General features: G+C 65.9%; 7 protein-coding genes. 5 read left to right on the top strand and 2 right to left on the bottom strand.

All coding sequences use genetic code 11. The features are described 5' to 3' along the window. Window positions 1-127: 127 nt before the first annotated feature. Complete coding sequence (locus KHN93_RS15690) at window positions 128-2047, bottom strand: ABC-F family ATP-binding cassette domain-containing protein (RefSeq protein ID WP_211920680.1); 1920 nt, start codon at window positions 2045-2047, stop codon at window positions 128-130. A gap of 177 nt (window positions 2048-2224) precedes the next feature. Between KHN93_RS15690 and KHN93_RS15695 the strand changes: the two genes are divergently transcribed. From KHN93_RS15695 to KHN93_RS15710, 4 genes are all read left to right on the top strand, one after another. Beyond that, window positions 2225-4609: a TonB-dependent receptor plug domain-containing protein gene (locus KHN93_RS15695; protein WP_211920682.1), complete on the top strand. Its 2385-nt coding sequence runs from the start codon at window positions 2225-2227 to the stop codon at window positions 4607-4609. Window positions 4610-4847: 238 nt separating this feature from the next. Next, a complete protein-coding gene (locus tag KHN93_RS15700; RefSeq protein WP_181141847.1) occupies window positions 4848-5273 on the top strand; it encodes a VOC family protein in 426 nt (141 codons plus the stop codon). A gap of 273 nt (window positions 5274-5546) precedes the next feature. Further along, entirely contained in the window at window positions 5547-7934 is a 2388-nt protein-coding gene (locus KHN93_RS15705) for a TonB-dependent receptor plug domain-containing protein (protein ID WP_211920684.1), read from the top strand. A 313-nt stretch (window positions 7935-8247) separates the two neighbouring features. Next, entirely contained in the window at window positions 8248-10647 is a 2400-nt protein-coding gene (locus KHN93_RS15710; protein ID WP_054591040.1) for a TonB-dependent receptor plug domain-containing protein, read from the top strand. A 193-nt stretch (window positions 10648-10840) separates the two neighbouring features. Here the strand turns inward: KHN93_RS15710 and KHN93_RS15715 are convergent, their stop codons facing one another. Further along, complete coding sequence (locus KHN93_RS15715; protein WP_211920686.1) at window positions 10841-12034, bottom strand: cytochrome P450; 1194 nt, start codon at window positions 12032-12034, stop codon at window positions 10841-10843. Between the two features lie 446 nt (window positions 12035-12480). On the opposite strand from KHN93_RS15715, the gene ybaL reads away from it, so the two are divergent. Then, complete coding sequence (gene ybaL, locus KHN93_RS15720) at window positions 12481-14178, top strand: YbaL family putative K(+) efflux transporter (RefSeq protein ID WP_016903742.1); 1698 nt, start codon at window positions 12481-12483, stop codon at window positions 14176-14178. The last annotated feature ends 206 nt before the right edge of the window (window positions 14179-14384 follow it).

Genomic DNA, 14384 nt, shown 5'->3' on the forward strand with positions numbered 1-14384 from the left:
GCGATGGTCCTGCCACATCGGGCGGTGCCACGCACGCGCGCCTTGATGAGGCAAGCACGGCGCGATACCGGCGCAGTGACGTTCTTCCGGCTGGGTGCGCCGCCACGGCGCAGCCGGAAGCGCGCTGTCAGTCCGCCCCGTCCAGCAGCTCCATCCACGCCGCCTCGGCGGCGGCCAACTGCTGCGCGGTCGCTTCGCGGTCGCGGCCCAGCACCGCCATCTTGTCGTTGTCGGCATAGTTGCCGGGGTTGGCCAGTTCGCGGTCCAGCGCCGCCAGCGCCGCTTCCAGTTCGCCGACGCGCTTTTCCGCGCTGGCCAGCTTGTGCGGGTTGACGGCTTTCTTCGGCGGCAGCGACTTGGTCGGCGGCGGCGGGGTCGGCGCCACTTCGGCCATCTTCTGCTTGGTGCCCTGGGCGGCCGGGCGGCTGCGCAGCCAGGCGGCGTATTCGTCCAGATCGCCGGCGAACGGTTCGACCACGCCATCGGCCACGCGCCAGAAACTGTCGCAGACCAGGCCGATCAGATGGCGGTCATGCGAGACCATCACGATGGCGCCTTCGAAGTCGCTCAGCGCTTCGGCCAGCGCTTCGCGCATCTCCAGGTCCAGATGGTTGGTCGGCTCGTCCAGCAGCAGCACGTTCGGCTGCTGCCAGGCGATCAGCGCCAGCGCCAGGCGCGCGCGCTCGCCGCCGGAGAACCCATCCACCACTTCGAAGGCGCGGTCGCCAGCGAAATTCCATTTGCCCAGGAAATCGCGGAACGCCTGGTTGGAGCCATCCGGCGACAGCTCGCGGAAGTGATCCATCGGCGACTGGCCCTCGTGCAGAGATTCCACCGTGTGCTGGGCGAAGTAGCCGATCCGCAGATCCGGATGCGCACTGCGCTCGCCCGACAGCGGCTGCAGCTCGCCCACCAACGTCTTGACCAGCGTTGACTTACCCGCACCATTCGGCCCCAGCAACCCGATCCGGTCACCCGCCTCCAATCCGAATCCAACATCGTGCAACACGGTAATCGCATCGCTGGACCCCAGCTTTTGCGATTCCCCATTCCCCATTCCCGAATCCCGCGGCGCAGCCGCATACCCGCACGCAGCGTGATTCAGCCGGATCAACGAAAACGGCAACCGATTGGGCTGGGCGAACTGGATGCGGAATTCGCGCTCGGCGCGTACCGCTTCGGTGCCGGCCATCTTGGCCAGGCGCTTCATGCGGCTCTGTGCCTGGGTGGCCTTGCTGGCCTGCGCCTTGAAGCGGTCGATGAAGCTCTGCAGATGCGCGCGCTCGGCCTGCTCCTTGTCGTGGGCGATCTGCTGCTGCCGCAGGTGCTCGATGCGCTGGCGCTCGAAATCGGTATAGCCGCCGACGTACAGCTTGGCGGTGCCGCCGTGCAGATGCAGCGTATGCGTGGCCACGTTGTCGAGGAACTCGCGGTCATGCGAAATCAGCAGCAAGGTGCCCGGGTACTTGAGCAGCCATTGCTCCAGCCACAGCACCGCATCCATGTCCAGGTGGTTGGTGGGTTCGTCCAGCAGCAGCAGGTCGCTGGGCATCATCAGCGCGCGCGCCAGATTCAGGCGCACGCGCCAGCCGCCGGAGAACGAGGACACCGCGCGGTGATGGGTGTCGGCCGGGAAGCCCAGGCCGTGCAGCAACTTGCCGGCACGCGCCTCGGCGTCGTAGGCGCCCAGCTCGGCCATCTTCTGGTGCGCGTTGGCGACCGCTTCCCAGTCCTCGCGCGCAGTGGCCGCGGCCTCTTCCTGCAGGATCGCCGAGACCTCGATGTCGCCGCCGAGCACGAACGACAGCGCCGGATCGGGCAGCGACGGGGTTTCCTGCGAGACGCTGGCGGTGCGCACCTTGCCGGGCAGGTCGACATCGCCCTTGTCCGCTTCCAGTTCGCCCTTGACCGCGGCAAACAGGCTCGACTTGCCGGTGCCATTACGGCCCACCACACCGACGCGGTAGCCGGCATGCATGGTCAGGTCGACGTTGGACAACAGCAGACGCTCGCCGCGTCGCATGGAGAAGTTGCGCAGGGAAATCATTGATGGACAGTCCGATAGAACGAAAAGGAATGAGCAGATGAGCAGCACTCCTGCGACGCCATTCTAGCGTTAACGAATAATTAGCGCCTTCGGGCTGGCCGTCGTTCCCTTCGCATCGCCGCGACCAGACCCCGCCCAGCCTTGCTGGTCCTGCCTGGACCCCCGTTCGGAGTTGTCATGAATTACCCGTTGTCCACGCTCGCAACCGCCGTCGTTGCGGCGCTGCTCGCCTCCCCCGCCTTCGCCCAGACCGCCACCCCGGCCAGCGCCCCGGCCAATACGCTCGATACCGTCATCGTCACCGGCACCCGGGTGTCCGACCGTACCGTGGCCGAGTCGCAGTCGCCGATCGACATCATCAGCGCCGAGTCGCTGCAGGCCACCGGCACCTCGGAGCTGGCCACCGCGCTGGCCCGCGCGCTGCCGTCGCTGAACTTCCCGCGCCCGGCCCTGAGCGATGGCACCAGCGCGATCCGCCCCGCGCAGCTGCGCGGCCTGTCGCCGGACCAGGTGCTGGTGCTGGTCAACGGCAAGCGCCGCCACACCTCCTCGCTGCTCAACCTCAACGGCACCATCGGCCGTGGCGCCGCAGCGGTGGACCTGAACACCATTCCGGTGGCGGCGATCGCGCGCGTGGAAGTGCTGCGCGATGGCGCGTCGGCGCAGTACGGCTCCGATGCCATCGCCGGTGTGGTCAACATCGTGCTCAAGGGCGCGGAGAAGGGCGGCAGCCTGCAGGCCGGCTTCGGCCAGTATTCGGCCGGCGACGGCAGCAACTACGAGCTGTCCGGCGACACCGGCGTGGCCTACGGCAACGAGCGCGGCTGGCTGCATGTGGCCGCCCAGCTCAACCAGCAGGACCCCACCGACCGCGCGCGCGGCTATGCCGGCGCACCCAGCGCCTCGCAGCCGGCCGTGGGCCAGAAGGCGTTCAAGATCGGCGACCCGGACGTGAATGCGCAGGCGGTGTCGGCCAATACCGAGTTCGCCTTCAGCGACAGCATCACCGGCTACGCCTTCGCCACCGCCAGCAACCGCGACATCACCTCGTTCGCGTTCTTCCGCGCGCCGGGCAGCAGCCAGAACATCCTGTCGGTGTATCCGCAGGGCTTCCTGCCGGAAATCCAGACCTATGCCAAGGACCGCTCGCTGGTGGCCGGCGTGCGCGGCTCCACCGCCAGCGGCTGGGACTGGGATGCCAGCTACAACTACGGCTACAACAAGATCGATTTCCACACCCGCAACACGCTCAACGTGAGCCTGGGGCCGAGCTCGCCGACCTCCTTCTACGATGGCGCGCTGGAGACCACGCAGAACATCGTCAACCTGGACGTCAAGCGCGGCTTCGACTGGGGCCTGGCGTACCCGGTGACGGTGGCCTTCGGGGCCGAATACCGCAACGAGAAGTGGAACCAGTCGCCGGGCGAAGTGGGCTCGTATTTCCAGGCCGGCACACTGGCCGGTGGCGCGCAGGGCTTTGGCGGATTCGCGCCCAGCGTGTCCGGGCGGTACTCGCGTGACAGCTACGCGCTGTACGCAGATCTGGAAGCCGATTTCACCGACAAGTTCTCCGCCGGCCTGGCCGGGCGCTACGAAGACTTCAACGACTTCGGCAGCCAGGCATCAGGCAAGTTGTCCGGGCGCTATGCGTTCACCGACAAGATTGCGCTGCGCGGCACGGTGGCGTCGGGCTTCCGGGCGCCGTCGCTGGCGCAGCAGTATTTCCAGTCCACCAGCACCACCTTCCTGGCCGGCAATCCGAACCCGTTCGAGATCCGCACCTTCCCGGCCGACAGCAACGTGGCGCGCGCGCTGGGTGCAGAGCCGCTGGATGCCGAGACCTCGCTGTCCTACAGCCTGGGCCTGGTGTTGCAGCCGACCGATGCGCTCTACCTCACCGTGGATGCGTACCAGATCGATGTGGACGACCGCATCGTGCTGTCGTCCAACCTCACCGGTACCGGCGTGCGTAACCTGCTCGAAGCGCAGGGCATCTTCGGCATCAACGGCGGGCGCTACTTCACCAATGCGGTGGACACGCGCACGCGCGGCGTGGATGTGGTCGGCAGCTACCGCTGGCAGCTCGCCGCCAGCAGCGTGGATTTGACCGCCGGCTACAACTATTCGGAAACCGAAGTGCGCAGCGTCGCCGCCAATCCGGCGGCGTTGTCGGCCAACGGGCTGAGCCTGGAGCGCATCGACCGCACCGAACGCGGTCGCATCGAAGAAGGCTTCCCGCGCGACAAGTTCCTGGTCAGCGGTAGCTGGAATCTGGAGCACTGGACGCTGGCATTGGGTGCCACGCGCTATGGCAAGTACAGCACGCGTCCGGCAGCGGCGATCAACGACCAGACCTTCGGCGCCAAGTGGGTGGTGGATGCCTCGGCCAGCTACAAGATCGATCGCTGGACGCTGACCCTGGGTGCGGACAATCTGCTGGACGAGTACCCGGACGAGAACAACTTCGCCAACTCCACCAGCGGGCAGTTCCCGTACAGCAATCTGTCGCCGTTCGGCTTCAACGGTGCCTACGTGTACGGCCGCATCAACTATCGCTGGTAATCAAGACAGCGATCCACACTGCTGCGGTGTTGCCACGTGTTGGTTACTGACGCACGCGGCACGGCCGCATCCTGACGCCTGACCACACGCCCCGGCTTGCCCGGGGCGTGTGCGTTTTATCCGTTGTACGTACGGCATTTTGATGCAGCCATCCAGGCGCGGGCATCGATGCGCCGTGAAGAGCTGCCGGCGGCCGCGGTGGTATCAACACCGCTTCCACCCTGCCGGAGCACCCACCATGGACGCAGCGCAGCTCTCACGTGGCCGCCTGATCGATCACCTGCATCTGGTCGTCCACGACCTGGCGGCGAGCCGACGTTTCTACCAGGCGGTGCTCGATGTGCTGGGCATTCCGATCGGTGGCGAAGGCGAGGGATTCTTCTGGGCCGACGAGCTGTTCGTGTCCGATCGCGACACGATGGCGCAAGGCCAACTCACCGGCCGCCACCATCTGGCCTTCCAGGCGCACGACGTGGCCATGGTGCACGCATTCCATCAGGCCGCCCTCGCCCACGGCGGTCGCGACAACGGCGCGCCGGGCGTGCGCCCGTATCACCCGAGCTACTACGCTGCGTTCGTGCTCGACCCGGATGGCAACAACATCGAAGCGGTGTTCCATGGTCCTGCGCAACGCAGTGCCGATGCGGTGCACATCACGTTCTGATGCAGAAGTTTCATATCTGGTATCGATGTCCATGATGGTGCAGGCAAGCGGCTGATGCCGCAGGTCTGGTGCAAACGGCGCATCACTTTGGTGCACGATGACAACGATGGCAGTAGCACGTCATGCATGACAGTTACTTGCGCAACGTAACCAAAATTTGACATGCGGTTACACGTGGTTAATGGTTGGGAACGCACCGCAGCTGCCGCAACGGACGCGGCCCGGGAGGGGGCCCCTGCGATGCATCCGTTCCCCACTCGGAGTTGTCACCGCATGAATTGCAAGACCAGTCCACTCGCAGTTGCCGTTGTTCTTGCACTGTCGTTTTCCGCTTCAAACGCGTCCGCGCAGTCACAGGCTCCCACCCAGAAAACGCTCGATACCTTGATCGTGACCGGCACGCGCGTGGCCGATCGCACCGTGGCCGAATCGGCATCGCCGATCGACATCATCTCGCCACAGGCACTGGAATCGACCGGCACCACCGAGCTGGCTACCGCGCTGTCACGCGCGATCCCCTCGTTGAATTTCCCCCGCCCGGCCATCTCCGACGGCTCGGACGCAGTGCGCCCGGCGCAGTTGCGCGGCCTGTCGCCCGATCAGGTGCTGGTGCTGGTCAACGGCAAGCGCTATCACAGCACCGCGTTGATCAATCTCAACGACACCCAGGGTCGTGGTTCGTCGCCGGCCGATCTCAACACCATTCCGATCGCCGCAGTGGAGCGCATCGAAGTGCTGCGTGACGGCGCATCGGCGCAATACGGTTCGGATGCGATTGCCGGTGTGATCAACATCGTGCTCAAGGGCAGCGGCGAAGGCGGCAGCGTCACTGGCCGCTATGGCAAGTACAGCGCCGGCGACGGCGAGCAGTATCAGCTGTCCGGCGATGCCGGTTTCAGCTTTGCCGGAACCGGCAAGGTGCATCTGGCCGCACAGGCCGGGCATTCGGACCAAACCAACCGTGCGCTGCCATTCCAGGGCCGCGTGGAGCAGCGTTACGGCGATCCGGACATCGACCAGGGCGCCATCTCCTTCAACGGCGAATACAGCCCCACCGATTACCTGACCTTCTACTCGTTCGGCATGGTCAGCCGCCGCGAGGTACTGTCCAACGGCTATTTCCGCTTTGCCGGCGACAACCGCAACCGCCCGGAAATCTATCCGGACGGCTTCCTGCCGCAGATCTACAACGTCAGCAAGGACGTGTCGTGGGTGGGCGGCTTGAAGACCTCGACCGAAGGCGGCTTGAACATCGACCTGAGCTACAACTACGGCCAGAACAATCTCACCTTCGATGTGCGCAACAGCTTGAACAACAGCCTGGGCCTGGCCAGCCCGACTGACTTCCATGCCGGCACGCTGGAAGTGACCCAGAACGTGCTCAATGCCGACTTCACCAAGACGCTCGACTGGGGCCTGGCGTATCCGGTCACGCTGGCCTTCGGTGCGGAATGGCGCGGTGAGAAGTTCAACCAGTCCCCCGGCGATGCGGCATCCTCGGCCAATGGCGGCATTCCCTCTGCGGCAGGCACACTGATCCCGGGCGCACAGGTGTTCCCCGGCTTCAAACTCTCCGACGCCGGCTACTACAACCGCAACAGCCATTCGGCGTACGTCGACCTGGAAGCGGATCTGACCGAAAAGCTTTCGGCCGGTCTGGCCGGGCGCTACGAGAAATACAGCGATTTCGGCGATACCGCCACCGGCAAGCTGTCGTTGCGTTACGCGTTCACCGACAAGGTGGCCGTCCGCGCCACCGCCTCCACCGGTTTCCGTGCGCCGTCGTTGCAGCAGCAGAACTTCCAGTCGATCGCCACCCAGTTCCTCAACGTGGCCCAGCCCAATGGCACGGTCACTGCGATCCCGTTCGAGATCGGCACCTTCCGTACCGACAACCCGGCCGCGATCGCACTCGGTGCCGAGCCGTTGAAGGCCGAGGAATCCAAGAACTACGGTCTTGGCGTGGTGCTGCAGCCGATCGAAAACCTGTACATCACGGTCGATGCGTACCGCATCGATATCGATGACCGCATCGTGCTGTCGGAAAACCTCACCTCCAATGCGGCGCGCAATTATCTGCAGGCCAATGGCTTCCCGGGCATCGGTGGCGGGCGCTACTTCACCAACGCGGTGGACACCAAGACCCAAGGCGTGGATGCGGTCGGCACCTATCGCTGGAACCTGGACGGCGGCAGCGCGGAGCTGACCTCCGGCTACAACTACAACAAGACCGAAGTGGAACGGGTCGCCGACAACCCGGCTGCGCTGGAAGCGATCGATCCGGGCGCGGTGCGCATCGGCCGCGCCGAACTCGGTCGCATCACCGAAGGCACGCCGCGCGACAAGTTCTTCCTGGGCGGCACCTGGTCGCCGGGCAACTGGTCGTTCACCGGCACCGCCACGCGCTGGGGCGAGTTCAGCACCTTTGGCACCAACGCCGGCAGCGACCAGACCTATGCGGCCAAATGGACGCTGGACCTGGCCGCGTCCTACAAGTTGAACGACTGGAACTTCACCATCGGCGGCGACAACGTACTCAACGAGTATCCCGACCGTCAGGAAGCCGGCCTGGGCACGCGCACCTACCTGCCCTACAGCAGCGCCTCGCCGTTCGGTTTCAACGGTGCGCTGGTGTACGCCAACGTGAGCTACAAGTGGTAAATCGCCGCGTGCCGGTCGGCAGCGGCCGGCACGTCGATCGCCTCGTCCCACCTCGCTGAGACGAGGCAGCACGCCCGCAGCATCGCTCGCCCTTTCCGATTGTCGCGAAAGGGCGAGTTCCCCCCTTCTTTCGCAAGGATGCGCCACGCAGCAGACGCTGCGTCGCAGTCTGCTGTCTTGCTGTGCACGTCGCCTTGCCAGCGCACACGCGCTGCGCGCAGGCAACACGGATCACGCAGTCCGCCGTCGTCTTCCCCCGGCAATGCGCGCAGCGCATCGCTGCGTCCACCATCCCCTTTGAGTCTCCATTCCCATGCACACCTCCAACGCACTCTCGCTTGCGATCTCGGTCGCACTCACCGTCTGTACGTTCGCTGCCAGTGCGCAATCGCAGCCTGCCCAGCCGCAGAAGACCCTGGACACCCTGATCGTCACCGGTACGCGCGTCAGCGACCGCACGGTGGCCGAATCCGAATCGCCGATCGACATCATCACCGAGCAGTCGCTGCAGGCCACCGGCGCCACCGACATCGCCACCGCGCTGGGCAAGCTGCTGCCGTCGCTGAATTTCCCGCGCCCGGCGATCTCCGACGGCAACGATGCCGCGCGCCCGGCCACGCTGCGCGGCCTGTCGCCGGATGCGGTGCTGGTGCTGGTGGACGGCAAGCGCTATCACACCTCCTCGCTGATCAACTACAACCCGTACGTCGGCCGCGGCTCGGCGCCGGCCGACCTGAACTCGCTGCCGATGTCGGCCATCGCACGCATCGAAGTGCTGCGTGACGGCGCCTCGGCCCAGTACGGCTCCGATGCGATCGCCGGCGTGGTCAATATCGTGCTCAAGCATGGCGCCGATGCCGGCAGCAACAGCGTGTCGATCAATGGCGGCATCATGGACAAGGGCGATGGCGAGCAGAACGGCATCGACGGCTCGGTCGGCCTGCCGTTCGGCGGCAGCGGCGGCGACACCGCGCCGGGCTGGGTGCGGCTGTCCTGGAACTACCAGAACACCATGAGCACCAATCGCGGCGAGAACACCAACCGCGCCACCACCGTGCCGGGCACGCCCAATCCAGGCGGTGTGCCCTACCAGCGCCACGGCGACCCGGCCTCCACGTTCTATCAGGGGCTGGCCGCATTCGGCTACGCGTTCTCGCCCAACCTGGAGCTGTACGGCCACCTCAGCATGAGCCGTCGCGAGGTCACCTCCAACGGCTATTACCGCGCTGCCGACAACACCGCGCGCAATGTGCAGGCGATCTACCCGAACGGCTTCCTGCCGCAGATCTACAACCCCACCAACGACCGCTCGGCCGTGCTGGGTTTGAAAGGCAGCACCGAGAGCGAATGGAACTGGGACGTGTCGGCCACCTACGGCAAGAACGACATGACCTTCAACATCCTCAACAGCATCAACACCAATCTGTACTACACCACCGGCAGCTCGCCGACCAACTTCAATTCCGGTGGCTTCGAAACCGAACAGGGCACGATCAACCTGGACGTCAACAAGTCCTTCGATTGGGGCCTGGCGTATCCGGTCAATGTGGCCTTCGGTGCCGAGCATCGCCAGGACCGCTACCAGATCACCGCCGGCTCGCCGGAGTCGTACTTCTTCGATCCCAATACCATCAATCCCGACGACGGCGCGCCGTATCCGGGCGGCGCTCAGGTGTTCTCCGGCCTGGAGCCAACGGTGGCCGGCAAGTTCGGACGCCACAGCAATGCGGTCTACGCCAACCTGGAAGCGGACATCACCGACAAGCTGTCCGGCGGTATCGCCGGGCGTTATGAAAATTACAGCGATGCCGGCTCCACGCGTTCGGGCAAGCTGTCGGCGCGCTACGCCTTCAGCGACACCTTCTCGCTGCGCGGCACCATCTCCAACGGCTTCCGCGCACCGTCGCTGGCCCAGCAGAACTACGCCTCGGTGGTGACGCTGATCCAGAACGGCGAGCTGGTGCAGGTCGGTACCTACCGCACCTCCGACCCGGTCGCGGTGGCGCTGGGAGCCGGCCCGCTGAGCCCGGAGAAATCCACCAACTACGGCCTGGGCGCTGTGTGGCAGCCGACCGCCAGCTTCACTTCCAGCCTGGACGTCTACCAGATCCGCATCTGGGACCAGATCCTGTATTCGGACCAGCTGCAGCTGGCGCAGCCGATCGGCCAGGTGGCCGCGGTGCAGTTCTTCGTCAACGGCGCCACCAGCCGCACCCGTGGCGTGGACTGGATCAACAGCTATCTCGCCGACCTGGGCAGCTACGGCAAGCTCAATCTCAGTGCCAGCGCCAACTACAACAAGACCACGATCCTGGAACTGTCCAACCCCAACTTCGGGCGCGCCAGCCAGGGCCTGCTCACCGACGCCACCCCGCGCACCAAGTACATGGCAGCGGCGGACTGGACGCTGGGCGGCTTTGCGCTGAACTTCAACGCCACCCGCTACGGATCGATCAAGCGCATCAGCGACCCGGCCGATGGCAGCCAGGACCAGACCTATGACGCGCGCTGGCTATTGAACCTGGCCGCCAGCCAGACCTGGAACGCGTTCACCTTCACCGTGGGCGCGGACAACCTCACCAATCAGTATCCGACCAAGGCGCAGCTGACCACCGCCTACGACGACCGCGCCGGCGGCCTGCAGTATTCGTCGCTGTCGCCGTTCGGCTTCAACGGGCGCTACTGGTACGGGCGGGTCACCTACCGGTTCTGACCGGCGGGTTCGAGCGGACCTGCCGATCCGCGCCTGCGTCAACGCAAACACCGCCGAGTGATCGGCGGTGTTTGTCGTTGGGGGCTTCGATTCGCGCGCAGCGGCCGTGCGTCATCTGCCACGGTGATTGCCAGCGCTATGACTGCCGCAACAATGCGTGCCGAGCTGGCCCGGCCCGGCACTGCGCCGCAGCTCACCAGGAGGCGAGCAGCGCGTCCACACCACGCAGGTTGGCGCGATCGTTCCAGCTCAGCGTGTCCAGCTGCTCCAGCCGAAGCGCCGGCAGACGCGCCAGCAGGCAGGCCAGCGCGGCTTCCATTTCGATCAGCGCCAGCCGGTTGCCCAGGCAGTGGTGAATGCCGCCACCGAACGACAGCGCACGGCCCTGCTGGCGGCGGATATCCAGCAGCTGCGGGTCGGTGAACTGCAGCGTGTCGTGATTGGCCGCGCCCAGCATCAGATACAGCATGACGCCCTGGGGGATCGCCACGCCCTCGATCTCAAAATCCTGCAAGGCCGTGCGCGTGGCGATCTGCACCGAGCTGTCGTAGCGCATGCATTCGAGCACTGCATTGGGCAGCAGGCTCGGGGTTTCCTGCAGCAGGCGCAATTGCTGTGGATGCCGATGCAGCGCGACCAGCGCATTGCAGATCATGTTGGAGGTGGTTTCGTGGCCGGCAAAGAACAGCAGGATCACGTTGGAGACGATCTCCTCGTCGCTCAGGCGGCGGCCGTTGTCCTCGGCCTGGATGAAACGCGCGATCAGATCGTCGCCGCCAGCGCTGCGCCGTTGCGCGATCACGCCGTGGAAATATGTTGCCAGCTGGTCGTACGCAACGCTGGTCGCCTGCAGTTCCTCCGCCGTCATCATCGGATCGAAGACTTTTGCCAGTGCGCTGGTCGCGTGACTCAACGCGGTGACATCGGCCGCATCGATATCCAGCATCCGGCAGATGATGGCGATCGGCAGCGGGAACGCGAACTCGGTCAGCAGATCGCAATGGCCGTTGGCCTGGAAAGCATCGATCAACCCGGCGGCGGTATCGCTGGCCACTTCACGCATGGACTCCATCTGCCGCGCACCAAAGGCCTGCGTCATCAGTCCGCGCAACTGGGTGTGCAGCGGCGGGTTGAGCAGCAGGAACATGCGGCTCATGCCCTGAAACAGCGGCAGGTGCACCGCCGCCTCGCCGTAACGCAGACGAATGCTTTGCAGATAGTCGCGGCCGACCCGGCGGTCGCTGAGCAGGCGATCGACCACGGCGTAACGGCCAGACATCAGCCGCCCGTCTGCCACCTGCACCAACGCGCCTTCCTCGCGCAGGCGCGCGTAGGTCGGATAGGGATCGTGCCGGAATTGGGGTGTTGCCAAATCGCTGAGATGCATGGCCTGGCTCGTGTGGCATCGCTCGCAACAGGGGCGATGCGTGCGTGGGCCTGCCGAAGGACGCAGGCGCTCCACTGGGAGCCCGGATTGTCGGCCGGCGCCGCGCCGCGGCCTTGCGCAGGGGCGAAGCGGTGTCGTCAATGTTGAATCGGCGTGCCGGACTTGCGCCCTGCGTCGCAACTCGTACGCGCACGTGCGGGCCACAGCGGTTTACCCGCAGCGTCTGACCCATGTATCGGCCTGCGTGCATGCGCGGCATGTCGCATCGCGTTAATCAAGCGCTGTGTACTATGGGCGTCCGGCCAACCGGACCAGCAACGCGGTCCCGGTTCCCCCGCGCCGGACTCCAGCCATGACCACGCAATGCCCGCAGGCGACGCCCGGCGCAGTGCCGTTGGCTGGTCGCGCCCGCGACGCTCTCTCGGACACTCTCACAACGGATTGGAATGCATCACGACACCAGCCTCATCGACATCATCGCCGTCGGCCTCGCGGTCGCTTTCGTGCTGGGCACGCTCGCACAGAAAGTGAAACTCTCGCCGCTGGTCGGCTATCTGCTGGCCGGCGTCTGCGTCGGGCCGTTCACGCCCGGCTTCGTGGCCGACCAGACCATGGCCAACCAGCTGTCCGAGCTGGGCGTGATGCTGCTGATGTTCGGCGTGGGCCTGCACTTCTCGCTCGACGATCTGATGGAAGTGAAATGGATCGCGATTCCGGGCGCGTTGGCGCAGATCGTGGTCGCCACGCTGCTTGGCTGGGCGCTGGCCTGGAGCATGGGCTGGCCGTTGATGCATGGGCTGGTGTTCGGTCTGGCGCTGTCGGTGGCCAGTACCGTGGTGCTGCTGCGTGCACTGGAAGAACGCCGCCTGCTGGAAACCCAGCGCGGCCGCATCGCGGTGGGTTGGCTGATCGTCGAAGACCTGGTGATGGTGATCGCGCTGGTGATGTTGCCGGCCCTGGCCGAGGTGCTGGGCACCGCCGCGCCGGCGGCGGCACATGCCGGCGAATCCACCTCGCTGCTGGCCGCGCTGGGCCTGACGCTGTTCAAGATGGTGGCGTTCGTGGCGGTGATGCTGGTGGTCGGGCGGCGGGTGATTCCGTGGTCGCTGGAAAAGGTCGCCGCCACCGGCTCGCGCGAGCTGTTCACGCTGGCCGTGCTCGGCATCGCGCTGGGCGTGGCGTTCCTGTCGGCCACGCTGTTCGGGGTGTCGTTCGCGCTGGGCGCGTTCTTCGCCGGCATGTTGCTGAAGGAATCCGAGCTCAGCCACAAGGCCGCCAGCGATTCGCTGCCGTTGCGCGATGCGTTCGCGGTGCTGTTCTTCGTCTCGGTGGGCATGCTGTTCGACCCGATGATCCTGGTCGAGCATCCGTGGCAGGTGCTGGCCACGTTCCTGACCGTGACCCTGGGCAAGTCGCTGGCCGCATTCGTGATCGTGCGTGCATTCGGCCACCCCACCGGCACCGCGCTGACCATTTCCACCAGCCTGGCGCAGATCGGTGAGTTCTCCTTCATCCTGGCCGGACTGGGCGTGCAGCTGGCGATCCTGCCGGAAACCGGGCGCGACCTGATCCTGGCCGGCGCGCTGCTGTCGATCATCGCCAACCCGTTCCTGTTCTCGTGGCTGGACCGCTGGCAGGCCAGGCAGGCGCAGGACGCCCCGGCCGCGGTGGAGCCGGAACTGCCGCCCGGCCCGCCGCTGCCGCTGGACGGCCATGCCATCGTGATCGGCTATGGCCGCGTCGGCAGCGCGCTGGCGCAGTTGCTGCGTAGCCGCGGCGTGCCGGTGCTGGTGATCGACGACAACGGCGATCATGTGGCCAAGGCGCATGCGGCCGGCATCCCCGGTATCCGCGGCAGTGCGGCGGCCGACCGCGTGCTGGCCGAAGCCCGCCCGGAGCATGCCAAGATCGCGATCCTGGCGATCCCGCAGCCGCTGGAAGCCGGCGAGGCGCTGGCCAAGCTGCGCGCGATCAACCCCTCGCTGACGCTGCTGGCACGCGCGCACAGCGACACCGAGGTCAAACACCTGCTCGAACACGGTGCCGACGGCGCGGTGCTGGCCGAACGCGAGCTGGCCTATTCGCTGGCCGAGATGGTGATGTCCACCCCGCCGTATCGGGCATTGCGCGTACCGGCGTCGTAACCGCAAGGCGGGGGACGCAGCGCTGCAAGAACGAAAAACCCGCCGGCGGCGCCTGCGGGTTTTTTGTTGCCCGCAGGTGGTTCAGTGCGGAACGGCTTGCAGCCGTGCATTGATCGAACTGCGACCTGGGCACCGAAAACTGCCCACCAAATCCACTTGATAATCATTCCCATCCGGAGCAGGATGAGCGCCCGTTTCCTTGGCGG

This window comes from Xanthomonas arboricola pv. juglandis, assembly GCF_905367715.1.
Lineage (GTDB): Bacteria > Pseudomonadota > Gammaproteobacteria > Xanthomonadales > Xanthomonadaceae > Xanthomonas > Xanthomonas arboricola.

Bases quoted from the DNA above. Each gene is read 5' to 3' on its own strand.
- KHN93_RS15690 (WP_211920680.1), bottom strand. From the start codon at position 2,047: ATGATTTCCCTGCGCAACTTCTCCATGCGACGCGGCGAGCGTCTGCTG.
- KHN93_RS15695 (WP_211920682.1), top strand. From the start codon at position 2,225: ATGAATTACCCGTTGTCCACGCTCGCAACCGCCGTCGTTGCGGCGCTG.
- KHN93_RS15700 (WP_181141847.1), top strand. From the start codon at position 4,848: ATGGACGCAGCGCAGCTCTCACGTGGCCGCCTGATCGATCACCTGCAT.
- KHN93_RS15705 (WP_211920684.1), top strand. From the start codon at position 5,547: ATGAATTGCAAGACCAGTCCACTCGCAGTTGCCGTTGTTCTTGCACTG.
- KHN93_RS15710 (WP_054591040.1), top strand. From the start codon at position 8,248: ATGCACACCTCCAACGCACTCTCGCTTGCGATCTCGGTCGCACTCACC.
- KHN93_RS15715 (WP_211920686.1), bottom strand. From the start codon at position 12,034: ATGCATCTCAGCGATTTGGCAACACCCCAATTCCGGCACGATCCCTAT.
- ybaL (WP_016903742.1), top strand. From the start codon at position 12,481: ATGCATCACGACACCAGCCTCATCGACATCATCGCCGTCGGCCTCGCG.